General features: G+C 71.3%; 23 protein-coding genes. 13 read left to right on the top strand and 10 right to left on the bottom strand.

Annotated elements, in window-relative coordinates; genetic code table 11:
• Positions 1–4: 4 nt before the first annotated feature.
• The 3 genes from ACQUS7_RS07405 to ACQUS7_RS07395 all read left to right on the top strand — a co-directional run bounded on the left by ACQUS7_RS07405 (position 5) and on the right by ACQUS7_RS07395 (position 2502).
• A complete protein-coding gene (locus ACQUS7_RS07405) occupies positions 5–607 on the top strand; it encodes a TetR family transcriptional regulator C-terminal domain-containing protein (RefSeq protein WP_435125586.1) in 603 nt (200 codons plus the stop codon).
• A 100-nt stretch (positions 608–707) separates the two neighbouring features.
• Positions 708–1595, top strand: a complete 888-nt coding sequence (locus tag ACQUS7_RS07400) for an ArsR/SmtB family transcription factor (protein WP_435146006.1) — start codon at positions 708–710, stop codon at positions 1593–1595.
• Positions 1596–1749: 154 nt separating this feature from the next.
• The gene (locus ACQUS7_RS07395; protein WP_435146004.1) at positions 1750–2502 is read left to right on the top strand and encodes a hypothetical protein; all 753 of its coding nucleotides are present in this window, start codon (positions 1750–1752) and stop codon (positions 2500–2502) included.
• Between the two features lie 65 nt (positions 2503–2567).
• Here the strand turns inward: ACQUS7_RS07395 and ACQUS7_RS07390 are convergent, their stop codons facing one another.
• Positions 2568–2972: a YccF domain-containing protein gene (locus tag ACQUS7_RS07390; protein ID WP_435125578.1), complete on the bottom strand. Its 405-nt coding sequence runs from the start codon at positions 2970–2972 to the stop codon at positions 2568–2570.
• A 122-nt stretch (positions 2973–3094) separates the two neighbouring features.
• Positions 3095–4057, bottom strand: coding sequence for an MBL fold metallo-hydrolase (locus ACQUS7_RS07385; protein ID WP_435146002.1), 963 nt, complete (start codon positions 4055–4057; stop codon positions 3095–3097).
• Between the two features lie 235 nt (positions 4058–4292).
• On the opposite strand from ACQUS7_RS07385, the gene ACQUS7_RS07380 reads away from it, so the two are divergent.
• The 5 genes from ACQUS7_RS07380 to ACQUS7_RS07360 all read left to right on the top strand — a co-directional run bounded on the left by ACQUS7_RS07380 (position 4293) and on the right by ACQUS7_RS07360 (position 10265).
• Complete coding sequence (locus ACQUS7_RS07380) at positions 4293–5807, top strand: hypothetical protein (RefSeq protein WP_435146000.1); 1515 nt, start codon at positions 4293–4295, stop codon at positions 5805–5807.
• A 67-nt stretch (positions 5808–5874) separates the two neighbouring features.
• Positions 5875–6639 carry a 7-cyano-7-deazaguanine synthase QueC gene (gene queC, locus ACQUS7_RS07375; RefSeq protein ID WP_435145998.1) on the top strand — a complete coding sequence of 255 codons (765 nt, stop codon included), beginning with the start codon at positions 5875–5877 and terminating at the stop codon, positions 6637–6639.
• 100 nt (positions 6640–6739) lie between these two features.
• Entirely contained in the window at positions 6740–7264 is a 525-nt protein-coding gene (locus ACQUS7_RS07370; protein WP_435125567.1) for a TrmB family transcriptional regulator, read from the top strand.
• 136 nt (positions 7265–7400) lie between these two features.
• Positions 7401–9734, top strand: coding sequence for a PAS domain S-box protein (locus ACQUS7_RS07365; RefSeq protein WP_435145996.1), 2334 nt, complete (start codon positions 7401–7403; stop codon positions 9732–9734).
• A gap of 144 nt (positions 9735–9878) precedes the next feature.
• Positions 9879–10265, top strand: a complete 387-nt coding sequence (locus ACQUS7_RS07360) for a hypothetical protein (protein ID WP_435125562.1) — start codon at positions 9879–9881, stop codon at positions 10263–10265.
• 43 nt (positions 10266–10308) lie between these two features.
• Here ACQUS7_RS07360 and ACQUS7_RS07355 read toward each other — a convergent pair whose 3' ends face one another.
• Together ACQUS7_RS07355 and ACQUS7_RS07350 are read right to left on the bottom strand one after the other, a co-directional pair.
• Entirely contained in the window at positions 10309–10728 is a 420-nt protein-coding gene (locus ACQUS7_RS07355) for a Rieske (2Fe-2S) protein (RefSeq protein WP_435125559.1), read from the bottom strand.
• Positions 10729–10825: 97 nt separating this feature from the next.
• On the bottom strand, positions 10826–11221 hold the full coding sequence (locus tag ACQUS7_RS07350) for a DoxX family protein (protein ID WP_435125556.1): 396 nt from the start codon (positions 11219–11221) through the stop codon (positions 10826–10828).
• 220 nt (positions 11222–11441) lie between these two features.
• On the opposite strand from ACQUS7_RS07350, the gene ACQUS7_RS07345 reads away from it, so the two are divergent.
• Positions 11442–12050, top strand: a complete 609-nt coding sequence (locus ACQUS7_RS07345) for a phosphate-starvation-inducible PsiE family protein (protein ID WP_435125553.1) — start codon at positions 11442–11444, stop codon at positions 12048–12050.
• Between the two features lie 59 nt (positions 12051–12109).
• Here the strand turns inward: ACQUS7_RS07345 and ACQUS7_RS07340 are convergent, their stop codons facing one another.
• From ACQUS7_RS07340 to ACQUS7_RS07315, 6 genes are all read right to left on the bottom strand, one after another.
• On the bottom strand, positions 12110–16087 hold the full coding sequence (locus ACQUS7_RS07340) for a pentapeptide repeat-containing protein (protein ID WP_435145993.1): 3978 nt from the start codon (positions 16085–16087) through the stop codon (positions 12110–12112).
• 96 nt (positions 16088–16183) lie between these two features.
• The gene (gfo6, locus tag ACQUS7_RS07335) at positions 16184–17257 is read right to left on the bottom strand and encodes a D-xylose 1-dehydrogenase Gfo6 (protein ID WP_435125547.1); all 1074 of its coding nucleotides are present in this window, start codon (positions 17255–17257) and stop codon (positions 16184–16186) included.
• A gap of 90 nt (positions 17258–17347) precedes the next feature.
• On the bottom strand, positions 17348–18256 hold the full coding sequence (locus ACQUS7_RS07330) for an AEC family transporter (protein WP_435125544.1): 909 nt from the start codon (positions 18254–18256) through the stop codon (positions 17348–17350).
• Between the two features lie 224 nt (positions 18257–18480).
• Entirely contained in the window at positions 18481–18762 is a 282-nt protein-coding gene (locus ACQUS7_RS07325; protein ID WP_435145991.1) for a DUF7521 family protein, read from the bottom strand.
• Positions 18759–19190 carry a helix-turn-helix domain-containing protein gene (locus ACQUS7_RS07320; protein WP_435145989.1) on the bottom strand — a complete coding sequence of 144 codons (432 nt, stop codon included), beginning with the start codon at positions 19188–19190 and terminating at the stop codon, positions 18759–18761. Before ACQUS7_RS07320 ends, ACQUS7_RS07325 begins: the two co-directional genes overlap by 4 nt.
• A 123-nt stretch (positions 19191–19313) precedes the next feature.
• Positions 19314–20291 (bottom strand): transcription initiation factor IIB, encoded by a 978-nt coding sequence (locus ACQUS7_RS07315; protein WP_435125536.1) that lies wholly within the window; start codon positions 20289–20291, stop codon positions 19314–19316.
• A 144-nt stretch (positions 20292–20435) separates the two neighbouring features.
• On the opposite strand from ACQUS7_RS07315, the gene ACQUS7_RS07310 reads away from it, so the two are divergent.
• The 4 genes from ACQUS7_RS07310 (at position 20436) to ACQUS7_RS07295 (ending at position 23379) form a co-directional block, all read left to right on the top strand.
• Positions 20436–20855, top strand: a complete 420-nt coding sequence (locus ACQUS7_RS07310; RefSeq protein WP_435145987.1) for a hypothetical protein — start codon at positions 20436–20438, stop codon at positions 20853–20855.
• 185 nt (positions 20856–21040) lie between these two features.
• Positions 21041–21661 carry a TetR/AcrR family transcriptional regulator gene (locus ACQUS7_RS07305; RefSeq protein ID WP_435145985.1) on the top strand — a complete coding sequence of 207 codons (621 nt, stop codon included), beginning with the start codon at positions 21041–21043 and terminating at the stop codon, positions 21659–21661.
• Positions 21662–22011: 350 nt separating this feature from the next.
• Positions 22012–22359 (top strand): hypothetical protein, encoded by a 348-nt coding sequence (locus ACQUS7_RS07300; protein WP_435145983.1) that lies wholly within the window; start codon positions 22012–22014, stop codon positions 22357–22359.
• 87 nt (positions 22360–22446) lie between these two features.
• Positions 22447–23379, top strand: a complete 933-nt coding sequence (locus ACQUS7_RS07295) for an ADP-ribosylglycohydrolase family protein (RefSeq protein ID WP_435125525.1) — start codon at positions 22447–22449, stop codon at positions 23377–23379.
• The last annotated feature ends 39 nt before the right edge of the window (positions 23380–23418 follow it).

Below are 23418 nucleotides of genomic sequence, written 5' to 3'. Positions count from 1 at the left end.
ACTGATGAGTGATTCCTCGGAGACGAGCCCCGAGTCCGACGTCGACGAGGAGATCATGGAGGCGACCTACCGAGCGCTGTGCGAGTACGGCTACGCGGACCTGACGGTGAAACGCATCGCCGAGGAGTACGGCAAGTCGACGGCCGCCATCCACTACCACTACGACACCAAAGACGACCTGCTGGCGGCGTTCCTCGACTACCTGCTCGACCGGTTCGTCGACACCGTCCACGGCGTCGACGTCACCGACCCCGACGAACGGCTGGACCTGCTCCTCGACCGGCTCTTGCTCGACCACGTCGACCGCCGGGACTTCCTGGTCGCGATGCTCGAGATGCGGGCGCAGGCGCCCCACAACGAGCAGTTCGACGCGCAGTTCGAGGCGAACGAGGAGTACATCCGGTACATGCTCCGCACCGTCATCAGCGACGGCATCGACCGGGGCGCGTTCGCGGACGTCGACGCCGAACACGCCGCCAGGTCGCTGATGACCATCGTCGACGGCGCCCGGACCCGCGCGGCGCTGCTCGACACCGAGGAGACGCTCACCGACGCCCGGCAGACCGCCGACGAGTACGTCACCGCGGTGCTCAAAGCCGACCGGTGACGCCGGCCGACGACGCCGACCGCGGACGGCGACCCAGGACGCCGGCGCCCGGTCGGCGGCCGTCGATACCTCTATACGGCCGTCAGACTACCAGCCCCGCATGAGTGAGCCGATTGTCGACGCGACGGACCCGGACGAGGCGTTCGCCGCGCTCGCGGACGAGACGCGGCTCGCCATCCTCCGGGCGCTGGCGGACGCCGACGGCGACGAGGCGACGTTCTCGGCGCTCCGCGACGCGGTCGGGATGCGCGACTCCGGCCAGTTCAACTACCACCTCCAGAAGCTCACCGGGACGTTCGTCGCGAAGACCGACGACAGCTACCGGCTGACCGTCGCCGGCCGGCAGATCCGCGGCGCGCTGCTCGCCGGCCGCTACACCAAAACCGGGTCGGTCGACCCGGTTCCGCTGGACGACCCGTGTCCGGCGTGCGGCGGCGACCGGACGTTCCACTACGACGACCAGCAGGTCGAAATCACGTGCGACGACTGCGACCTCGGCAGTTTCTTCGGCATCCCGCCCGGCGTGTTCGCCGGCTACGACGCCGACGAGTGGCCCGCCGTCGCGAACCGGTATCTCAGGACGGTGGTTCAGCAGGCCGCCAGCGGCTTCTGTCCGTTCTGCGACGGCCGGATGCGGTCCCGGCTCGCCGACCAGCTCGCGACGACCGACGACGACGCCTCGCCGCCCGAGGAGTACCGGGACGTCCCGACGTTCCGGTTCACCTGCGACCGGTGTGGAGAGACGCTCGCCGGCGACCTCGGAATCGCCCTGCTGGACGTCCCGGCCGTCGTCGCGTTCTACCACGACCACGGCGTCGACGTGCGTGACGAGCCGCTGTCGGCGTTCCGGACCATCAGCACCGACCGCGCCCGCATCGTCGGCCGCGACCCGCTCCGCGCCGCCGTGACGTTTACAGCCGACGACGAGTCGCTCACGGTCGAACTCGACGAGTCGCTCGCGGTGGTCGAGGCGGAGCGCACCGACTGACGCCGCACCCGGCTCGGGGCGGCGGCAGGCGACACGGACACCCGACGGGCACCGGGCGCTCCGGCGAATCGTCGTCGCGGACCCCCGCTGCAGCCGGTCGAAAACCCCCGGAGCAGTAACTCTTAGGAGGGTGACGTGACTGGGAGGGGAACACATGGCAACGAACACGATTCGCGGGACGGTCGCGGGGCTCGGCCGGCGAGCGAACCCGGCGTTCGCCGTCGGCGTCGTCGCGGTGTCGGTCGCCGCGGTCGGCTACGCGGTCACGGCGGCGTCGATACAGCAGCACACCTACATCCACGTCATGGCGGGGCTGCTGTGGACCGGGACGGACATCTTCATCGGCGGGATTCTCGGCCCGGTTATCGGCGGACTGGACGAAGAGCAGAGCGCCGCCGTGTTCGAGCGGCTCACCCCGAAGACCTCGTTTTTCCTGCCGTCGATGGCGTTCCTCACGATCGCCGCGGGGCTGACGCTCGCCATCCGAATCGGGCTGTTCCCGCACGCCGAGCCGTGGCTCGCGCTGTTCACCGCCGCGAACCTGATTCCGGTGATGCTGCTGGTCGGCTGGCGGCTGAACGCCTGGCGCGACCGCCGCTGGCAGGCCATCACCGCCGTCGTCACCGTCGGGTCGCTCGCGTGGGTCGCGACCACCATCGGCCAGTTCCAGATGACGTCGCCGGCCATCGTCGTCACGCTCGCCATCGTCACGATTCTCTCCGTGCAGGGGTTCGGCTTCCTGATGCCGGGCGAAGTCCGGATGTACATGGAGATGGTGTCCGACGACCCCGACCCGTCGGTCATCTCGGCCATCGGCCAGCAGAACGCGAAACTCGGCGGCGTGCAGGGGCTGTTCCAACTCGTCCTCATCGCCGTCATGGTGTCGCTGCGCTACGGCGGCTTCTGAGTCGCCGAGTCCCTGAGTCGGCCGTTGCCCCCGGCGACGCGGAGCCGCCTCGGCTCGCGACCGCCTCAGTATTCGTACAGCGAGACGACGTACGGGAGCTTGTTGTACATCCAGACGGCGACCGGAATGCCGACGACCGAGAGCGTGAACAGGTAGGCGACGCCGGTCCAGACGCCGCTCGCCCACCAGCCGACGAACACGAAGTAGACGCCGCGGACGACGAGGCCGTGCGGCTGTTCGCTCGGCGTCCCGGTCTCGTCGACGAAGTCGCGCTCCTTCAGCGACAGCACCTTCGGCACCGTGTTTATCATCCGGATGCCGAGCGGCAGCCCGACGACGGTGACGTTCAGGAGCCAGGCGACCGACAGCCAGAGCCCGGTCGCCCACCACCCGACCAGGACGAACCACACCGCGCGGACCAGCAGCGAGGGCTCGGACCCGCCTGCTCGCGTCGACTCAGTGTTTGCCATTCGTTCCGGGTTCGCGCTCGCCGGCTAACTGTCTTTGGGCGGTTTCCGTCACGGAGCGTCCCGGCGCCGGGGCGCTGTTCGCCACAGACCGCGAGGGCTGTCCGACGCTGCGGCTGCAGCGGTCAGTCGACGGTGTACCGCGCGGTGCCGTCGACGACGGTCCGCTCGACGCGCCCGGCGTCCACGAGGTGCGCCAGGATGTTCATCGTCTCCGGGAGGACGTACCGGACGTCGTGGCCGGCCTGGATGGCGTCGACGACCGCCGCGACGGTTCGGTTGCCGTCCGCGACCGCCGCCTCGACCTTGTCGACGCGGCCGTTCAGTTTCGCGCGGTCCCGCGTCACCGTCTCCGCGAACCGGGCGTGGACGTCGCCGTGGCCCGGGTACGTCCGGTCGACGTCGCGGGCGGCGAGCGCGTCGAGCGCGTCCGAGAACGCCGGGACCGCCTCGCGGTAGCCGTCGTCGTAGCCGTCGTGCAGCAGCGCCGAGCGGAACGGCAACAGCACCATGTCGCCGGAGAACAGCACGTCGTCGCCGCCGAGCGTCGCCGCGTAACACAGGTGGTCTGCCTGGTGGCCCGGCGTGTGAACCGGGTCGAACTCGACGCCGCCGACCCGCAGCGGCTCGCCCGGGTCGACCGCGTCGTCGACGCTGTCCGGCGGGAGCAGCGACCGGGCGCGCTCGAGCGACGCGACGGCGGTCTCGGCGGCCTCGTCCAGTTGGTCTTCGGGGAGGCCGGCCGGTTCGAGGTTCGCGCGGCTGCGTTCGCGGACGGCGTCGGCGTCGCGGTTCAGCCGGTCGACCGCGGAGGCCGGCGCGTGCACCGTCGGGTCGCCGGCGTCGAGCAGCGTCGGAATCTGCCCGGTGTGGTCCGGGTGCGGATGCGTCACCACGACGTGGTCGACGTCGGCCGGCGCCAGGTCGGCCGCCGCCAGCCCGTCCCGGAGCGACGCCTCGGTGTTCGGGAGGCCGGCGTCGACGAGGATTCGCTCGTCCGCGTCGACGAGGAACGCGGCGACGTGCCCCGGCGGCCAGTCCATCGGGAACTCCAGCCGTGTCACCGAGACGGAGCCGCCGTCAGCCATTCCGGGCCACCGGGTCGAGCGAGCTGTGGTCTCGGCCGCGAGCCGCGTCTGTCACCGCGTCGGGGTCGGCGTCGGAGGCGCGCCTTCGTCGCATGGTTGCCGACTCGCGCAGGGCCCACAAAGGCGTTCCTGCATCGGAACTCCGTCGGCGGAGCCGCACGGCCGGCCGCCGGTCGGTCAAACGGCCGTTTGAGTCCCCCGAAAGCGTATGTCGCGCGGCGAGGACGGTCCGGCTATGCGCCGCAGAACGGTCCTCGCGCTGCTCGGCTCGACCGCCTCCGCCGGCTGTTCGACGCTCGGCTCACCGCCGACGGACACCGCAGACGCGACGCGGACGCGGCCGGCTCGCTCGACCGACGAAACGCCGACACCGGCCGACAGCGACGACGTGTCGCCGCTGGAGCCGGAGAAGGACTGGAGCCTCGTGGCGTTCCAGACGCTCCCCGTGACGGTCGCGCTGCCGGAGACGCGGTCGCGGACGCGCGACGACGGCTCCGTCGCGATGCAGTTCGCTCGAACCGCCACCGCGGACGGCCCCGCGCTGCTCCGCGGAACGTTCACGAACCGGAACGACGCCGCGAACACGTTCGACCTGCACGCGCTCCCGCTGTTCCAGTCTGTCCCGTCGGCGTGGCCCGGCGGCCGCCCGCGGAGCGAACGGTACACGTACCGCGACGAACTCGTGTTGGCGCCGACGGCCGACCACGACCTCGCGACGGCGACGCCGGCGGTGGCGCTGGCCGACGACGGCCGGTGGCGGCTCGACGATCCGGTCGACGGGCCGTGGTTCCCGGAGCAGGCCCGGCTCGGCCCCGGCGAGTCCGTGCGAATCGAGTACGCGCTGGTGGGCCGCGGCGAGGGCTCGGGGTTCCCGCGGGCCCGCTACCGGTTCGACGGGCACGGCGACCGCACCGTCGACGTCGCGGTCTGGTCGACCGACCACCCCGGGCCGACGGGCGACTCCCGGTTCGCGGGCGCGTCGCCGCCGGCGCTCCCGGAGGCGACGCGGATGGCGTGGTACCACGGCGCCGACGCGGCGACGACGTCGTTCCTCCGGCCGGAGTCCGAGCGGGTGGAGCTGCCGGCGAGCGTCGACTACACGCTCGTCAACCACGGCCGGAGCCGGCTCGCCGGGAATCCGTACTTCTGGCGGCTGTGGAAGCTCGTCGACGGCCGGTGGTTCCACGTCGCGCCGCGGGGCTGGCCGGTGCCGCTGTCGTTCGTTCCGCCGGGCGGGACGGAGACGTGGACGCTCGCGGCGTTCGACGAACACGCCATCGACACGGGGGCGTCGTCGACGGTCGGCTACCTCGGCGGCGGCCGGTACGCCTTCGAGGTCGGCGTCGGCCGCGAACGCAGAACGAACGCCGCGCTGCTCGACGTCGAGGCGCCGGCGGCGACGCTGGAGCCGACCGAGGGCCTGACCGTGACTCGCGACGGCTCGCGGATCCGCGTGAGGTGGCCGCGCCGCGCCGACGAGGTGCCGCGGGCGACGCTGACGCTGACCCGAGCGGGCGCCGGCGACACCGCCGAGGCCCGCCTCATCACGGAGCAGGTGATGCAGCCGCACAACGCCGCGCTCCGGAACACGCTGCCGTACATCGAAGACGGCGTCACGGCCGTCTCGCTCGTCACGGACCGCAACACCGTCTCGCGAGGGGCGCGGACCGGCGGCTACGAACCGGGGCGCTTCCGGTTCCGCTACGAGGGAGCCGTCTACGAGGCCGCGGCGACCTTCGACGGCGCGTGAACCGCGCCGCTTCGGGCGCCGCCGCTCGGAGCGAAACGCACACGGCCGCCGGTGCCGAACGGCGAGCATGAGCGACGCGAACGACCCCGGCGAACCGAGCGCCGGACGCGACGACGGCGGCCCGAGCAGCAGCCCCGGCAGCGACAGCGGCGGCGCAGTCGTGCTGCTGTCGGGCGGGATGGACAGCGCGACGGCCGCGGCGCTGGCGCGGGAGCGCGGCCACGACCTGCACCTGCTGCACACGTCGTACGGGCAGCGGACGGAGGCGAAAGAGCGGCGGTGCGCCGAGCGGCTCGCCGACGAGTTCGACGCGGCGTCGTTCCTCCACGTGGAGACGGACCACCTGCAGCGAATCGGCGGGTCGTCGCTGACGGACGACTCGATGGCGGTCCCCGACGCCGACGTGGACGCCGAGGAGGTCCCCTCGTCGTACGTCCCGTTCCGGAACGCGAACCTCCTCGCGATGGCGGTGTCGCTCGCGGAGGCGAACGGCTGTGCGGCCGTCTACATGGGCGCGCACTCGGAGGACTTCTCGGGGTACCCGGACTGCCGCCCCGAGTTCTTCGAGGCGTTCGAGGCGATGGTCGACGTCGGCACGAAGCCGGAGACGGACGTCGCCGTCGAGGCGCCGTTCGCCGAGTGGTCGAAGACCGACGTCGTCGAGCAGGGCGTCGACCTCGGCGTCCCGTTCGAACACACGTGGTCGTGCTACCGGGCGGAGGCCCCGGCCTGCGGGACGTGTGACGCCTGCGCGTTCCGGCTGCAGGCGTTCCAGCGCGCCGGCGTCCGCGACCCCATCGAGTACGCGGAGCGACCAGACTACCAGAACTGAGCCGGAAAACTGCGGACGCGTTTGGAATCCCGCGGGAAGAGTGCGGTCCGTGGCAGGCAGGCAGGCAGTATTTATAGGCCCGAATCGTTCATGCTGGTAGATGGACCAGATCGAGCTGACCGACAGCCAGCGGGAGCTGCTCGCTGCGCTCGTCGACAGGTACCAGACGTCGGAGTCCCCGGTCACCGGCGAGGTGCTCGCCGAGGACGTCGACCGGAACCCGGGGACGATTCGGAACCAGATGCAGAGCCTGAAGGCGCTGAATCTGGTCGAAGGCATCCCCGGGCCGAAGGGCGGCTACAAGGCGACGGCGAACGCGTACAACGTCCTCGACTACCAGTCGCTGGAGAACCCGGAGACGGTGATGCTGGCCCGCGAGTACGACCACGTCGACGTCACGGTCGACGAGATCGACTTCACGAACGTCCACGACCCCGACGAGTGCGAGGCGCGCCTCCACTTCGAAGAGCCGGTCGAGCAGTTCGACGAGGGCGACGCGATTCTCGTCGGGCCGACCCCGATTTCGAAGCTCGTGCTCGGCGGCGTCGTCCAGTCGGTCGACGCCGCAGCCAACGAGGTCGTCGTCGACGTCGCAAGCCTCGAAGCGCCGCTCGACGAAGCGTGACGGCGACGAACCGCGACGTGCCGAACGCCTCCGCGGCGAATTTCTCCTCTGTTCCCGTAATTTCAACCGTTTTCCGCGGCGAGTCGCCCGATTCCGCCCACTACGCTTTTACTCGCAGACCCGGTACTCCAGTCGAATGACCGAGTCGCCGTTCGAGCAGGACGGCATCGGCCCCGTCTCGACAGCGACGGGTCGCGGCATCGACGTGCTCCACGTCGAGGACCACCACGCCTTCGCGGAGTTGACCGCGCTGTCGCTCGAACGGCTGAACGACCGGCTCACCGTCACCACCGCCGACAGCGCCGCGGCCGCGACGGACGTGCTCGCCGGCGACGACGTCGACGTCGACTGCGTCGTCAGCGACTACGACATGGCGAACGTGGACGGCCTCGAATTCCTCGAAACCGTCCGCGAGGCCGACCCGGACCTCCCGTTCATCCTGTTCACCGGGAAGGGCAGCGAGGAGATCGCCAGCGACGCCATCTCCGCCGGCGTCACGGACTACCTCCGGAAGGGGGCGGGGACCGAGCAGTTCGACCTGCTCGCGAACCGCATCGTCAATGCCGTCGACCAGCACCGCGCGGAGCGCACCGCCACCCGGGTGGAGCAGCGGCTCCGCGAACTCGCCGAGAACACGACGCAGGTGCTGTGGATGTTCACCGGGGACTGGAGCGACCTGCTGTTCGTGAACTCGCCGTACGAGCGCATCTACGGCCACTCCGTCGACGACCTGGCGGCGGATCCGACGAGCTTCCTCGACGCCGTCCACCCCGACGACCGCGACGCGGTCCGAGACGCGATGGCGCGGCTCTCCGCCGGCGAGACGGCGGACCTGAAGTACCGGGTGAACCCGGCGGAGTCGTTCGGCCGCTGGGTGTGGGTGCAGGCGCAGCCGATTCGGGACGCCGACGGCGACGTGGTCCGCATCGTCGGGTTCACCCGCGACATCACGGAGTGGAAACAGCAAGAGCGGACGCTCGAAGCGCTCCACGAGACGAGCCGCCGGCTGATGAGCGCCGAGTCCGACGACGACATCGCCCGCATCGCCGTCGACGCGGCCCACGACCTGCTCGGCATCCCGATCACGGGCTGCTGGCTGTACGACGACGACGAGGACGTGCTGCGCCCGGCGGCGTTCACCGAGCAGGCCGCCGTGACGGTCGGCGACCAGCCGACGTTCCGCGGCGGCGACAGCCTCGCGTGGGAGGCGTTCCAGTCCGGCGAACATCACGTCTATGGCGACGTGTCAACCGTCGACGGACGCTACAACGGCGAAACCGCGATCCGGAGCGAAGTCATCGTGCCGCTCGGCGAGTTCGGCGTCCTGAACTTCGGGTCGCGGGAGCCCGACCTGTTCGACGACCGCGACGTGTCGCTCGCGCGCATCCTCGCGGCGAACACCGAGGCGGCGCTCGTGAGAGCCTCCCGGGAGTCCGCGCTCCGCGCGGAGCGCGTCTTCTTCGACCAGGCGCTGAACGCGCTCGAAGACCCGTTTTACGTCGTCGGCCTCGACGGCACGATGCACCGCTGGAACGACACCTTCCGCGAGGTCACCGGCTACACCGACGACGAAATCGCGTCGATGACGCCCGCCGACTTCGTCGTCGACGACGACGTCGACCGGGTCGTCGAGGCCATCGCCGACGTCTACGACGGCGGCACCACGACGGTCCAGACGACGGTGGAAACGAAGGACGGCCGCCGCATCCCGTACGAACTCAGCGGGTCGGTGCTCACTGACGCCGCCGGCGACCCCGCGGGGCTGGTCGGCGTCGGCCGCGACGTGACCGAACGCCGTGCGCGCGAAGAGCGGCTGACCCGGCAGAACGAGCGGCTCGAACAGTTCACCCGCATCGTCTCACACGACGTCAGGAACCCGCTGAACGTCGCGCAGGGCCGGCTCGAACTGGCGCGGGAGGAGCGCGACAGCGACCAGCTCGCGGCGGTCGCCGACGCGCACGACCGCATCGAGACGCTCATCGACGACCTGCTGACGGTCGCGAAGGAGGGCGACGAGGTCACGGACCTGGAGCCGGTGTCGCTCGCCGACGTCGCCGCGGAGAGCTGGGGGACCGTCGACACCGGCAGCGCCTCGCTCACCGTCGACACCGACCGGGTCGTCGAGGCGGACCCGAACAGGCTCCAGCAGCTCCTCGAGAACCTGTTCCGGAACGCGGTCGACCACGGCGGCCCGGGCGTCACGGTGACCGTCGGCGACCGGCCCGACGGCTTCTTCGTCGCCGACGACGGCCCCGGAATCCCGGAGGAGAAGCGCGACCGCGTCTTCGAGTCGGGCTACTCGACCGCCGCGCACGGCACCGGCTTCGGTCTCAGCATCGTCCGCCGCATCGCCGACGGCCACGGCTGGACCGTCGATGTCGCTTCGCACAGCGACGGCGGCGCGCGGTTCGACATCTCCGGCGTCTCCACCGCCACGGATGCCGCGGACGCCACAGAGGAGACGGACTAACTCATCTCGCTTCTCGCGGCTCGGAATCGGGGGAACTGACGGGTGCGCCGGGAATCGGAGGGAAGTCGCTCGAACCAGCGCCGTCGCCCCGGCCCGGCTTCCGGAGTCACAAGCGTGAACCGAGTCGTCCCCCTAGGGGGCGACATGAGTGGATACCAGCCCGGCCGGTGCAACATCGGCGGGCGCCAGCGACGCAAGCGAGCGCTCGTCGCCGCGGTGTCGTTCGTCGCCGCCGCGGCCATCGTCGCCGCCTACCTCGTCGGCCGCATCCCGGAGGAGCTGCTCGTCGCCGTGTTCGTCCCGCTGTCGGTCGGCTTCGAGTGGGCGTTCCAGGCGTACGAGGCGTTCTGCGTGCGGCTCGCGCTGCTCGGCCGCTACAACTTCTGCAGCGACGACGGCGACGAGGCGGAACGCGGCGACGTGACCGACCCGTCCCACCAGCAGGCCGACCGGATGTTCGCCGCGAAAATCACGGTGGTCAGCGTCGCGCTCGCCGCCGCCGTCACCGTCCTACTCGTCGCGCTGCTGTGAGCCGAGCGGCGCTCGGCCCACCTCGGCGGCGACCGGCTTCGAGTCAGAATGAGAGGTGGGACGTCGAACTGGGGCCGCTGTCGTCGTCGCCGGCGTCGACGCCGCCGGCGTGCGCGAACTCGTAGGCGTCGTCGGTGAGGTAGACGGTGCCGTCCTCGCAGTCGACGTCGGCGCTTCCGAGGGTCGTGTCGGCGGCCTTGCCGTTGTCGCAGTAGCCCGAACAGGTGTCGAACATGGAGCCGTGACGCGGGCAGACGAGTTCGCCGTCGCGGACCGCGGCGCCGTTCCCGCGGTCGAACCGCTGCGGCTCGTGGGTGCACTGGTTCCGCCACGCCTCGACGCCGTCCTCGCAGGGGACGAGGATGAACTCCTGTTCGCGGCCGTACGTGTCCATGACCGTGAACAGCCACGACCCGCTGTCGTGGACAGATTCGACGGACGTGAGTTCCTGGCGGAGTGTCACGCCGGCCGAACGAACCGAATCCAGTAATAGCTACCCATCACGTCGGTGCCAGTATCGACGGAAGCGTCGGTTCCGGCGTCAGCGTCGATGCCGGCGTTCACTCGAACGCCCTGCGGAGGAAGACGAGGACGCCGCCGAGCATGGCGAGGTTGCCGAAGAAGGCGAGCCGTTCGCCGCCCCGGTCGTCCTCGTCGGCGTTCCAGAAGTCGTGCATCGTGGCGGTGACGACGGCGAGGAACGTCGCGGCGGCGCCGGTGGCGAGCCGCGGGAGCCGCCAGACCGCGATACCGACGCCGGCGGCGACCATGGTGCCGGACGCCAGCGGCGCCAGGACGTCCGGCATCGGGACGCCCGCCGATTCGGCGTACGAGACGGTGTCGTCCATGTCTCGGAAGTCCTCGGTGGCCTGCAGCGCCAGGCCGAGCCCGAGCGCGACGCGGCCGAGCCGGGAGAGCGAGTCGTCGTCGCCGTCGGGGTCCGTCTGTTCTGTCACGGTGCTGTATTGTCGCGGCGGCCTCAAAAGCGTGTCTCAGAGCGCGGAGTGGCCCCCGCGCCGGCGGGCCAGGCTGGTATCAGGACGGGACAGTGCGGCGTCGCCGTCGACCGCGACGTCGCCGGCGGCGTCGGGCTCGGCGGCGACCCGGTCCCGCTCCCGGCCGCACCTGTCAGCGTGGGACATGATTTAATTGGCGGCACGTCCCTGTTCGGGGCGAATGAGCGACCGAGACGAGCCGGCCCTCGAATCCCTCGCCGACTCGCTGGCGACGGGGTCGGAGTCGGTGATGGACATGCTGGAGCTGGTGACGGCGCTGGTGCTCGTGTTCCTGTTCGCCGTCGGCGTCTTCGACCTCGGCTTGAAGCTCGCCGGGATGATTCAGTCCGGCGCCATCACGAGCGCGCGCAGCGTCATCAAGCTCATCGACACGGTGCTGCTGCTGCTCATCATCGTGGAGATATACCGGACCGTCATCGCGTACGTCGAGGACAAGGAGATCCTGCCCATCGTCGTCAACGTCGGCATGATCGCGATGGCGCGGAAGATAATCAGTTTCCGCACCGGGAAGTACGAGTCCGCGAGCGAGGCGCTGCTCGGCGGGCTCACGTACGGCCTGCTGCTGCTGTTTCTCGTCGCCGCGTTCGCCATCATCCACTACGTCGACTGGGCGGTCGACGGCGGAACCCACGGCGACGACGACAGGGAATCCCGCGGCGGCGACGCCGGCGGCGCGAGTCGCAGCAGCGGTGGCGGCAGCGGTGGCGGCAGCGCGGGCCGCGGCGGTGACGGCAGCGGAGCCGGGGGTAGTGCCGGGAGCGGAAACTGACGGCGGCGAGGCGTCGTTCTGCGGGCCGAACTGTCGGCGTGCCGGAGCGCCGCGGGGGCTCACCAGGCGACGCGGCGGCCGAGCACGAACACGACGAGCGCGACCAGCATCGCGCCGATGAACGCCTCGATGCCGGCGAGCGTCCGGGCGGACGCGCCGACCGGCTGGATGTCGCCGTAGCCGAGCGTCGTGAACGTCACCATGCTGAAGTACATGTTCTTCCCGATGATGAGCCAGCCGCGCGGCGTCGTCACTTGCGCGAAGCTCTCCAGTCCCTGCGTGGTCAGGCCGCTGGAGCCGCGCGTCCCCTTCGTCACGGTCGCGTACAGCAGCCCCCAGACGACGATGACGACGGCGGAGACGTAGACGGAGCGCCACAGCCGCTCGCCGTAGCCGCACGTCTGGTGGAGGACGTTGTTGCCGCCCCACTTTCCGAGCGCCTTCAGGCGGTTCGGGACGGAGACGTCGTGGTCGGCGGTGGCGTCGCGGTTCCGCGCGATGTCCCAGTTCTTCCGGCGGCGGTAGTACATCTCCTTGATGAAAAACTCCGCGGCGGCCTTCCGGTCGCCGAACTCGCTGGCGCAGTTTTTCGCCTTCAGGTACGTGTTCTCCAGCGTCGCCGGGTCCGCGATGCCCGCCTCCTCGGCGGGCAGCGTCTCCTCGCTCACGGCGAACTCGTGGATGACCCAGTTGCTGCGGGCGAGATGCGCCTTGTGGGCGGTGAAGTCGAACTCCTCGAAGTCCGTGTTGCAAAAGCGGAAGTGGTCGAACAGCTCGTGGTCGCAGTCGGCGTCGTCGAGTTCGACCTCGTTGACGCTGCTGCGCGTCAGGTCGTAGAAGACGCTGCCGTCTTCGGGCTGGCCGAGCGTTCCGCCGCGGATGCGGGCGCGCCGCAGGTCGACCAGCGTCTCCTCGCCGTCCGGCTCCGGCCGGAATCGGACGGACTTCTCGAAGTCGGTTTCGCTGAACGTCGCGCGGGCCGCGAACACGGTCTCGGTGAAGTTCGCGAACAGGAAGCTCGCCTTGTCGAAGTCCGCCGTCGAGTGGAACGTCGCGCTCTGGAAGCTGGCGTCGTCGTTGTGCATGTTCGCGCTGCCCTCGAACTCGGCGGCGCGGAACGTCGCGTCGTCGCTGAACTCGGCGTCGGCGAACGTCGTGTCCTTCCGGAACTGCAGTTCGTCGAAGTGGGCTTCCCCGCCGAACCGGGCGCTGGAGAAGTCGGTTCGGTCCGCGAAGACGGCGCGGGAGAACAGCGCCGCGCCGCCGAACGCGGCGTTCTTGAACTCGGCGCGCTCGCCGAACGTCGCGTCCACGAAGACGGCGTCGCCGTCGATTTCGACGCCGAGGAAGTCCGCGTGGCGGAACTCCGCGAGTTCGAAGTTCGCGCTCCCGCCGAACGTCGCCGCCTCGAAGTCCGCGTCGTCGACGGTGTGCGCGCCGCCGTTGAACTCGGCGCCGCGGAAGCTCCCGCCGGTTTCGAAGTCGACGTCGGCGAAGCTGACGTCGCCGTCGAACCGCGCCTCGTCGACGTCGGCGGCCGCCTCGAACGTGGCGTCCGCGAACGTCGTCTGGTCCGCGAACGACGTGAACGAGACGTCGGCGGGCCCGCGGAACGTCGCGCGCTCGAAGTGCGCGCTCTCGAACGCGCTGCGCTCGAACGTCGCGGCGGCCTCGAAGACGGCGTCGTCGAAGCCGGCCTCCCGGAACTCGGCCTCCCGGAACTCGGCGTCGCCGCCGAAGACGGCGTCGTTGAACGCGGCGTCGTCGTCCTCGTGGTGGCCGCCCTCGAACTCGACGCCCGTGAACACGGCGTCGCCGCCGAACGCGACGCCGTCGAAGTCGGCGTCGGTCTCGAACCGGGCCTCCGAGAAGTCGGCGCGGCCGCGGAACTCGGCGCCGTCGAACGCCGCGTCGCGGTCGAACCGGGCCGCAACCATCGTCGTCTCGCCGCCGAAGACGGCGCCGGTGAACGCGGCGCGCTGGAACTCGGCGCGGCGGAACGTCGCCACGTCGGCGAACGCCGCGTCCGCGAACGTGACGTCGTCGTCGCGGACGTTGTCGCCGCCGTCGAACTCGACGCCGCGGAACGCCGCCGCGCCGTCGAACTCGGTTGCCGCGAACGAGGCGTCGTGGTTGAAGCGGGCCTCGTCGAACCGCGCCTCCCCGGCGAACGCGGCGTCGTCGAACGTCGACGGCCCCTCGAAGGCGGCCTCGTCGAACGCGGCGGCGCCGCCGACGGCGGCCGCGGCGAAACTGGCCTGCTCGAACCGGGCGCGCCGGAAGTCGACGTCGTCGGCGAACCGCGCGTCCTCGAAGGTCGCGTCGTCGTCGCGGACGTTGTCGCCGCCGTGGAACTCGGCGCCGCGGAACGTCGCCCGCAGCGCGACGGAGACGCCGTCGAAGGCGGCGTCGTCGTGGAACCGGGCCTCCTCGAACGTCACCTCGTCGCCGAACTCGGCGCCGGTCATCGTCACGGAGTCGTGGAAACTCGCTTCGGCGAACGTCGCCGGGCCGTCGACGGCGACGCCGGCGAACGTCGCGAGCGCGAACTCGGCGGCGAAGCAGTCGAGCGACGCCGTGAACGTCGCGTCCGCGAACGTCAGGTCGTCGTCTTCGACGTTGTCGCCGCCGGTGAACTCCGCGCCGCGGAGCGACACCGGGGCGGCGAACGCGGCGTCGGCGAACGACGTGTCGCCGTGGAACCGCGCCTCGTCGAACGTCAGTTCGCCGTCGACGGCGGCCGCGTCGAAGGCGGCGTCGCGGTCGAAGACGGCGTCGTCGAAGTCCATCGAGGCGGCGTCGACGCGGCGGAAGTTCGCGACCCGGAAGGCGGCGCGCCGGAAGTCGGCGTGCCCAGAGAGCGTCGCGTCCGCGAACGTCAGGTCGTCGTCCTCGACGTTGTCGCCGCCGCGGAACTCGGCGCCGGCGAAGACGGCGTCGCCGTCGACGCGGACGCCCGAGAAGTCGGTGTCGCTGCCGAACCGCGCCTCCGTGAACCGGGCGTCGCCCGCGACGTCGACCGCCGCGAAGTCGGCGTCGTCGGTGAACGCGGCGTAGTCGAAGCCGGCGTCGGCCTCGAACGCGGCGTCGGCGAACGTGACGTACGAGAACTCCGCGCGCTCGAAGTCGGCGTCCGCGGCGAACCGGGCGCGCTCGAACGTCGCGTCGTCGAGCATGACGTTGGCGTCGCCGCGGAACTCGGCGCCGCGGAACGTCGCGGCGCCGCCGAAGTCGGCGTCGGTGAACTCGGCGTCGCCGTCGAACGTCGCCTCGTCGAAGCCGGCGTCGGCCTCGAAGACGGCGTCGACGAAGTCGGCGTACCGGAACGCGGCCTTCGTGAAGCTGGCGTCGTCGCGGAAGACGGCGCGCTCGAAGCAGGCGTCGTCGTCGAGCAGGTTCGCGTCGCCCTGGAACTCCGCGCCGTCGAACCGGGCTGGGCCGGCGTACTCCGTGTCGCGGAGGCAGGTGTCGGCGTGGAACCGGACCTCCTCGGCGGCCACCGCGCCGCCGAACGTCGCGTGCTGGAAGTCGACGTCGCCGTCGAACGTCGCCTCCCGCAGCGTGCACTCGCCGGCGACGTCGGCGCCGCTGACGTCGACGTCGGCCCGGAGCGTCGCGTCCGTCGCGTCGAACGCCTCGACGTCGGCGCCGCGCAGGTCGAGCGGCTGCCGGACGTCGGCGTTCGCGAGCGACAGCGTCCCGGCGACGCGGGCGTGCCGCAGGTCGACCGGGTGGGTGTCGGGCGCCTCCAGCACCTCGTGGTCCAGCGTCAGGTCGCCGAACCGGGCGCCGACGACCTGTTTCGCCTCGGCGCCGCCGGCGCCGGCGAGTTCGCAGAGCGCCGCCGCCACGTCGCCGTCGGTGACGCCGCGCTCGGCGCGCTCCTCCACCGGCAGGTGGAACACGCAGAAGTCGGCGTCGCCGTGCGCCTCGTGCGGACACGACCACTCCGCGGTCACCGCGGTCACCGCGGTCGCCGCGCCGTCGTCTCCCCCGTGCTCCGCCGGGTCGAACCGATACGTACAGCGAGCAGACACGTTGTGCCCGGAGTCGTCGCACCGTCTGTTAAATGTTGCCTCGGCGGAACTTTCGTTCGCGGTCGACGACCAGGAAGAATCGGGGGCCGCGGCGCGCTACTCGATGGTGACGCGGCCGCCGGTGTCGGCGGAGCGGTGGATTGCGGCGATGGTCTCCATGTCGACGAGGCCGTGTTCGCCGTCGAGACCCACGTCGGCGTCGGTGACGACGGCGTGTCCGAAGTAGTCGAACACCTCTGTCATCTGGTTCACCTTCGGCGTGTCGAAATCGAGGGTGGTGTCGCCGAGCGTGACGGTCAGTTCGGTGTCGAGGTGGAACGCCGGTTCGATGCGGACGCGGCCCTCGGTGCCGGTGATTTCGAGGTGCGTGGTCGTGTGGGCGTTCTGGCTCGCGGTGCAGGCGGCGAGGACGCCGTCGTCGAACTCAAGCGTGAACGCGGCGTGTTCGTCCGGGACGTCGGAGAACGCCTCGTGCTCCGAGCGCATCGTCGCCTGCGCCGCCACGGGGTCGGCGTCGAGGATGAACCGCGCCGTGTTGATGGGGTAGATGCCGAGGTCCATCACGGAGGTGCCGTAGCCGCTGCGGTCACGGTCGAGCCGCCACTGGTCGGGGTCGTCGAAGATGTCGAGGAGCCGCTGGGTGTTCGCGCCGTGGACGTGACACGGTTCGCCGATGGCGCCCGACTGGACGAGTTCGCGGACGCGGCGGACAATCGGCTCGGTCTGCATCCGGTAGCCGACGGCGAGCGTGACGTCGTTGGCGTCGCACACCGCGACCATCTCGGCGGCGCGTTCGACGGTCGCCTCCATCGGCTTCTCGGTCAGCACGTCCTTTCCGAGTTCGGCGGCGGTCCGAGCGAAATCGAGGTGGTAGGCGTTCGGCGTGCAGATGTAGACGGCGTCGTAGGCGTCCGCGGCGGCGCCGTCGTGGAACTCGTCGTACGTCACCACGTCGGTGACGGTGTCGACGTCGGCGGCGACCTCCTCGCCCTTCGCGGTCGAACTGGTGACGAGCGTCGTCGTCTCGCAGTGGTCCGACTCGGCGATGGCCGGAATCGCCTCCTCGACCGTCCACCAGCCGAGCCCGATTAGCGCGAACCGGACCGTGCCGTCGGTGGTCGTCTGCCAGTCACGGCGCTCGAACTCGTCGACGTACTCGGACAGTGACATGGCCGCCCGTTCGCACACCGGAAGGTAAAGCGGGGCGGTTCGGCGCGGATATTTACTGGAAGACGAATGAGAGATTCGGGGAGCGGCCGGTCAGCCGAGGAACTGGAGGAGGACCAGCACCGTGCCGAGCGAGACGACGGTGGTCGCGAACACGTTCGTCGAGGCGAGCCGGGCGTCGCCGCCGAGCTCCGAGGCGTAGATGAACGTCGAGACGGCGGTCGGCATCGCCAGCATGACGACGCCGGCGCGGAGCGTCGTCGGGTCGGCGGCGAGCAGCGTGAACGCCGCGAGCGCGATGGCCGGCATCACGAACACCTTCAGCGCGACGACCGAACTCACCGTCGGCACGTCGATGGCGCCGAGGTCGAGCGAGAACGACGCGCCGACCGACAGCAGCGCGATGGGGAGCGCCAGCGTCGACAGCGCGTCCAGCCCGGCCAGCACCGGCGCCGGGACGCCGAGGCCGAACGAGGAGAACGCGAGGCCGACGACCAGCGCCGCGATGACCGGGTTCCGGGCGATGCCGCCGAGTTCGTCGCGCAGCGACGCGTCGGCGTTGTTGATGGTGACGAGCAGCAGAATCGTGAGCGGCACCTGCGTCAGCGCGCCGATGCCGAGCAGGATGCTGGCCTTCGCGGTGGCGAGGTCGCCGAACGTCATCGCGACGATGGGGAGCCCGAGGAAGCCGAAGTTGCAGTGGTACGACTGGACGACGGCGACGCTGCGGGTCGCCCGCGACGCCTTCCGGCGGTGGACGACCCAACTGATGAGCGCGACGCCGAGCAGCGCGGCCCACAGCCCGACGACGAGCGTCGGCGACAGCACCTTCCCGAGCGGCTGGCTGAACGTCGACCGGAAGACGAGCGCCGGCAGCGCGACGTAGAAGGCGAACCAGGTGAGCCGGTCGGTCCACGTCTCCGTGAGCACGCCGACGTACCGGCCGCCGATGCCGACGCCGAGCAGCGCCAGCATGTAGAGAAGCTTCGAGATGACAGCCATACCGGCCGGAGGCCGGACGGCCGTTTGGGTCTTCTGTTCGCGGCGCTCCCCGCCGGCGACGCGCCGGGGCAGCTCCGGCGGTGAGTGGCCGCCGCCGGTCAGCCGTCGCCGCCGCGTTCCGGTTCGCCGAGTTCGTGCCACGGCCGAATCGAGTGGACGGCGTACCGAGTGGACGCCGTACTCCGAGTCGAGTTTGAGGAGGGCCGCTGGTTCGCGGCGGCCGCTCACCGCTCGTGGTACAGCGAGTAGAGGATGACCGAGAGGCCGATGGCGACGAGCAGGCTGTTGATGAGCACGCCCTGCTGGATGGAGACGGACAGCAACTGGTTCGCGATGCCGGCGAGGAGCGCGCCGAGCGTGATGACGCCGAATCCGACCGAAAGCAGCCGGAGCGACGCGGATTTCGTGCGGCGCGACGCCCGGTAGGCGATGAGGGTGACGGCGCTGCCGAGCAGCAGAATCACGGTCTTGACGGCGACGATGGCGGTGTCGACGGCGACGCTCACAGCTCGTCACCCATCGTGGACCACATGTCAGCGAGGCGTTCGTCCGCGGCGCGCGCCGGCCGCGACACCGTGACGGCGAACCCGGCTTCGTCGGCGTCGCCGCCGGCGGCGGAGTCGTCGGAGCCGTTGGAATCGTCGCCGTCGACTTCGATGGAGACGGTGACGTCGGTGACGTCGCGCTCGTACCGGGAGACGCGGCCGCCGTCCGGGCCGGCCTCGATGGACTCGCGGACGAGCGACGCGCGGCTGAGCAGGTCGAGTTTGCGGTACAGCGTCGACTTCGATATCGTGCAGGCGTCGGCGAGGTCGGTTGCGGTCATGGGGTCAGTTGTCTCGCGGAGGATCGCGCGGCAGTCGGGGTCGCCCAGCGCGTCGAGGACGTCCTGCAGCGCCGGGTCGTCCGCCGTGGTCGCCGGGGAGTCGACCATCACTGAGAACGGTGGTCAGCCGGCATCATCAACGAACCGGTGGGTCGCCGCGGCGTCACGGCCCGGCCGCGTCGCGCTCGCCGCCGACACCGACCGGGTCGCCGAGGCGGTCGACCGCGGCATCTACACGGCCTCGCGCTCGCCGTACACCTCCAGCAGCTCCTGGTACCGGTTCCGGACGGTGACGGTGCTGACGCTGGCGACGTCGCTCACCGTGTCCTGCGTGAGCGACTCGTTCGTGAGCCGGGCGGCGGCGTAGACGGCGGCGGCGGCGAGGCCGGCCGGGCTCTTCCCGCTGTGGACGCCCTCGGAGACGGCGGTTTCGAGGACGTCGCGGGCGAGCCGCTCCGTCTCGTCGGAGACGCCGAGGTCGGAGGCGGTCCGGTGGAGGTACTGCGTCGGGTCGACCGGCTCCATCTCCAGGCCGAGTTCGGTCGAGACGTAGCGGTACGCGCGCTGCACCGGGAGCTTCTCGACGCGGCTCACCGTCGCCATCTCGACGAGCGTCCGCGGGACGCCGTGCTGGCGGGCGGCGGCGTACAGGCAGGCGGTGGTCATCGCCTCGATGCTGCGGCCCGGCAGCAGTTCCTCGTCGACCGCGCGCCGGTAGAGGACGCTCGCGGTCTCGCGGACGCTCTCGGGGAGGCCGAGCGCGGACGCCATCCGCTCGATTTCGCCGAGCGCCTGCTTCAGGTTCCGCTCCTGGGCGTTCTTCGTGCGGAACCGCTCGTCCCACCGGCGGAGCCGCTGGAACTGCGTCCGCTTGCGCTCGGAGAGCCGGTGGCCGTAGGCGTCCTTGTCCTGCCAGCCGATGGTGGTGCTGAGCCCCTTGTCGTGCATGAGCGTCGTCACCGGGGCGCCGACGCGGCGGCGGTCGGAGTCCGGTTCGTCCCCGAAGCTGCGCCACTCCGGGCCGCGGTCGACCTCGTCGGCGTCGAGCACCAGCCCGCAGTCCTGGCAGGTGCGTTCGGCGCGCTCCTCGTCGGCTCTGACGGGGCCGTCACACTCCGGGCACGTCGCCCGGGTTCGGCGCGTCGAGTCGGTCTCCGGGTCGGTTCGGGCGCGGTCGCGGTCGGTCGACGTGGTGAGTGTTTCGTTCATCGCTTTGGGGCTGCCGGCGTCGCGTCCGCCGGCTGTGAGTCGTTGTCACGCGTAGTCGGCCCGGAGCGGGTATGAACGAACGGCGGATTCCCGAGAACTGGGAAACCGCCGAACAATAAGGTGAACGACGACGAACCGGGCGGTATGGCCCGGAACGAGTCCCCCGCCGCGGTCGCCGCCGCAGTCGTCCCGTCCGCCCGCAGCACGGAGCGCGCGCTCGCGACGCTGCTGCTCGCGCTGCTCGGCGCCTACGCGGCCGGGACCGTCGTCGGCGCCGCCGCGCCGACCGTCGACGCCGTCGGCGTCGTCGCGGTCCACGTCGCCGCCGCGGTCGGCGTCACCCTCCCGGTCGCCGTGCTCGGCCGCGCCGCGCTGAGCCGGCTCCGCGAACGCGTCGAACCGCCGGAAACGGTCGACTCTGTGGTCGCTCTCGCCGTGGTCGGCTGCCTGCTCGCGCTGCTGCTTCCGGTTCCGGCGGCCGCGTCGACCGCGCTGTTCGGCGCTGCGGCCGTCGGCGCCGTCGCGCTGGCGTGTCACAGCGTCGCCGTCGCGGTCCGGGGCTGAGCAGGAGCCGGTGCGCCGTTTCACGAACCGCAGAGCCACGTTGCACCGACAGCGGCGTCGCTGTCCGCGGTGAGAAGGGTTTTCCGCTCGCGACGCCGAGCGTGAGTCGACCGGCGTCGGTGGCCCGTTCGGGCCGCAGGAACCATCAAAACCCTTTTGCTGGCCTGATTGAATAGTTAGTTAGTATGGATGGGAGCAACTCGTTCCTCGGCGACCCCGCCAACACCCGCGAGGCCATCATGCGGGCGACCTTCTTCGCGCTCTGTGAACACGGCTATGCGGACCTGACGATTCAGCGGATCGGCGACCACTTCGACAAGAGCAAGTCGCTGCTGTACCACCACTACGACAGCAAGGACGACCTGCTGCTCGACTTCCTGTCGTTCACGCTCGACCGCTTTCAGGCGTCGGTCCCCGACGCGGACGCCGACGGCCCGGAGGCGCGGCTCGAAACGGTGTTCGACCGGATTCTCGCGGAGGACGTCGACGACGACCAGATCGGCTTCCTGGAGGCGATGACGGAGCTGCGCGCGCAGGCCGCCCACGACGACGAGTTCCGCGACCTGTTCACCGAACACGACGGCCTCCTCGTCGACCGGCTCAGCGACATCGTCGCCGACGGCGTCGACAGCGGCGCGTTCCGCGACGACGTCGACCCGGACCGGGCCGCGGTGTTCCTGGTGACGACGCTGCTCGGCAGCATGACGCGCCGCACCACCACGACGACCAGCGACGTCGCCGCCGTCCGCGCCGAACTCGACACGTACGTCGAACGCCGGCTCCGCGCGGACCCGGCCGACGACTAGCCGCCGCCCGAGACGCAGACACGGCCGGAGCGCGGTTCTCTCCGGGAAATCCGACGCCGGGGCGTCGGGGGAGCGTCGCCCCCGCGTCTCGACGCGCACAGTTCGGTGCCCTCGCCCGTCACCGCCCGTTCGACCCACGATGCCGTCGCATTCCACGCTGCGTCACCGGCTCACCCGGCGTGAGCCAGTGTAATTCGGCGTTCGGTCGAGAACGGGGAAAGTCGTTTAGCCAAAGTTGTTTGGTTCGCCACCCGACGGCCCGGGCGGAACGACGCCGGGGCCGAGGCGCCGGCGACCCCGGATTCCGCGGTGTCGACGGATTCATTTGGCTCGTTCCGCTCCTCTCCGCCATGCGCAGACTCGACCCCGACGGCGGTGACTCCGGCGGCGACGACGCCGCAGGCGGCTCGACCTGTGCCCGCGTCGGAGCAGCGACCGCGGCAGTCGCCACAGTCGCCGCTGTCGCGGCGGCCGCGGCGCGCTGGGCGGTCGGCGTCGCCGCGGCGCACCCCGGCCACGCGCCGACGACTGAACCGGCCGGAGTGTTCGGCGGCGGCGCGTGGCCGGGCGTCGTCGCCGCCGTCGGGGTCGCCGTCGCGGTCGGCGCGGTCGCGCTCGCCGCCGAGGACGCCGTCTCGCGCCGCGCGGCCATCGTCGGCGTCGCCGCGGGCGCCCTGCTCGTCGCCGCCGGCGCCTGAGCCGACCCGCCCGGCGGCGAACGCGTCCCGGCAGTGGCCGGCCGGCGGCGCGAAACCGGTTTCTGTGGGCGGAGCGACCGGCCGAGTATGACCGACACGGAGACGGAGCGGCGAGCCGCGGGCTGCCTGCTCGGACTGGCGTGCGGCGACGCGCTCGGCCGGCCCGTGGAGTTCCGGACGCAGTCCAGCGTCGCCGCCGAACACGGCCGCGTCACCGAGATGCTCGGGGACGGAACGCACGGCCAGCCGGCCGGGACGGTGACGGACGACACGGAGCTGGCGCTGTGTATCGCGCGGTCGCTCGCCGAGAACGGCGGCTTCGACGGCGCCGACGTCGCCCGCCGGTTCGTCGACTGGCTCGACGGCGACCCGTTCGACGTCGGCGGGATGACCGCCGACGCGCTCGGCCGCATCCGCGACGGCGCCGACTGGCGCGACGCCGGCGACGCCGTCTGGGCCGACCGGCCCGAAGGGCAGAACGCCGGGAACGGCAGCCTGATGCGCTGTGCGCCGTACGCCGTCGCGTTCCGGTCGGACCGACGCCGGCTCGCCGAGGCGGCCGCCGCGTCGTCGGCGATTACGCACGCCGACCCGCGCTGTGTCGAGTCGTGCGTCGCGCTCACCGCCGTCGTCGCGGACCTGCTGTCCGGCGCGGCGCCGGCGGCGGCGCTCGGCACCGCGCTGTCGCTCGCCGCCGACCGCGACGCGCCGACCGAAATCCGCGACGCGCTCGCCGCCGCCGACGACCCGGCTGCCGTGTCGCTCGACAACTCGGGCTACGTGGTCCACACGCTCGAAACCGCGCTGCACGACGGCCTCACCGCCGACTCGGCCGAGGACGCAATCGCCAGGGCGGCGAGCCGCGGCGGCGACGCGGACACCGTCGCCGCCGTCGCCGGAGCGGTCGCCGGCGCCCGGTTCGGCGCCGACGCGCTCCCGCCGCGCTGGCTGAACGAACTCGGCGTCGAAGCCGAGCTCCGCAGCCTCGCCGCGCGGCTCTGCGAACTCGACGCCGACTGACCGGCGGCCGGGTCGCCCGCGGCGCGCGCTCGCGCCGGG

Origin of the sequence: Halobaculum sp. P14, assembly GCF_051195155.1 — an archaeon.
Taxonomy (GTDB): domain Archaea; phylum Halobacteriota; class Halobacteria; order Halobacteriales; family Haloferacaceae; genus JBNTKA01.
Note: the sequence above shows the minus strand (reverse complement) of the source record. Positions and strands in the feature narration are given on the sequence as shown.

Excerpts from the sequence above, each read along its gene's own strand:
- gfo6 (WP_435125547.1), bottom strand. The coding sequence starts at position 17,257 with ATGTCACTGTCCGAGTACGTCGACGAGTTCGAGCGCCGTGACTGGCAG.
- ACQUS7_RS07370 (WP_435125567.1), top strand. The coding sequence starts at position 6,740 with ATGGACCAGATCGAGCTGACCGACAGCCAGCGGGAGCTGCTCGCTGCG.
- ACQUS7_RS07310 (WP_435145987.1), top strand. The coding sequence starts at position 20,436 with ATGGCCCGGAACGAGTCCCCCGCCGCGGTCGCCGCCGCAGTCGTCCCG.
- queC (WP_435145998.1), top strand. The coding sequence starts at position 5,875 with ATGAGCGACGCGAACGACCCCGGCGAACCGAGCGCCGGACGCGACGAC.
- ACQUS7_RS07330 (WP_435125544.1), bottom strand. The coding sequence starts at position 18,256 with ATGGCTGTCATCTCGAAGCTTCTCTACATGCTGGCGCTGCTCGGCGTC.
- ACQUS7_RS07385 (WP_435146002.1), bottom strand. The coding sequence starts at position 4,057 with ATGGCTGACGGCGGCTCCGTCTCGGTGACACGGCTGGAGTTCCCGATG.
- ACQUS7_RS07405 (WP_435125586.1), top strand. The coding sequence starts at position 5 with ATGAGTGATTCCTCGGAGACGAGCCCCGAGTCCGACGTCGACGAGGAG.
- ACQUS7_RS07395 (WP_435146004.1), top strand. The coding sequence starts at position 1,750 with ATGGCAACGAACACGATTCGCGGGACGGTCGCGGGGCTCGGCCGGCGA.
- ACQUS7_RS07380 (WP_435146000.1), top strand. The coding sequence starts at position 4,293 with ATGCGCCGCAGAACGGTCCTCGCGCTGCTCGGCTCGACCGCCTCCGCC.
- ACQUS7_RS07305 (WP_435145985.1), top strand. The coding sequence starts at position 21,041 with ATGGATGGGAGCAACTCGTTCCTCGGCGACCCCGCCAACACCCGCGAG.
- ACQUS7_RS07295 (WP_435125525.1), top strand. The coding sequence starts at position 22,447 with ATGACCGACACGGAGACGGAGCGGCGAGCCGCGGGCTGCCTGCTCGGA.
- ACQUS7_RS07300 (WP_435145983.1), top strand. The coding sequence starts at position 22,012 with ATGCGCAGACTCGACCCCGACGGCGGTGACTCCGGCGGCGACGACGCC.
- ACQUS7_RS07400 (WP_435146006.1), top strand. The coding sequence starts at position 708 with ATGAGTGAGCCGATTGTCGACGCGACGGACCCGGACGAGGCGTTCGCC.
- ACQUS7_RS07320 (WP_435145989.1), bottom strand. The coding sequence starts at position 19,190 with ATGGTCGACTCCCCGGCGACCACGGCGGACGACCCGGCGCTGCAGGAC.
- ACQUS7_RS07390 (WP_435125578.1), bottom strand. The coding sequence starts at position 2,972 with ATGGCAAACACTGAGTCGACGCGAGCAGGCGGGTCCGAGCCCTCGCTG.
- ACQUS7_RS07360 (WP_435125562.1), top strand. The coding sequence starts at position 9,879 with ATGAGTGGATACCAGCCCGGCCGGTGCAACATCGGCGGGCGCCAGCGA.
- ACQUS7_RS07345 (WP_435125553.1), top strand. The coding sequence starts at position 11,442 with ATGAGCGACCGAGACGAGCCGGCCCTCGAATCCCTCGCCGACTCGCTG.
- ACQUS7_RS07365 (WP_435145996.1), top strand. The coding sequence starts at position 7,401 with ATGACCGAGTCGCCGTTCGAGCAGGACGGCATCGGCCCCGTCTCGACA.
- ACQUS7_RS07315 (WP_435125536.1), bottom strand. The coding sequence starts at position 20,291 with ATGAACGAAACACTCACCACGTCGACCGACCGCGACCGCGCCCGAACC.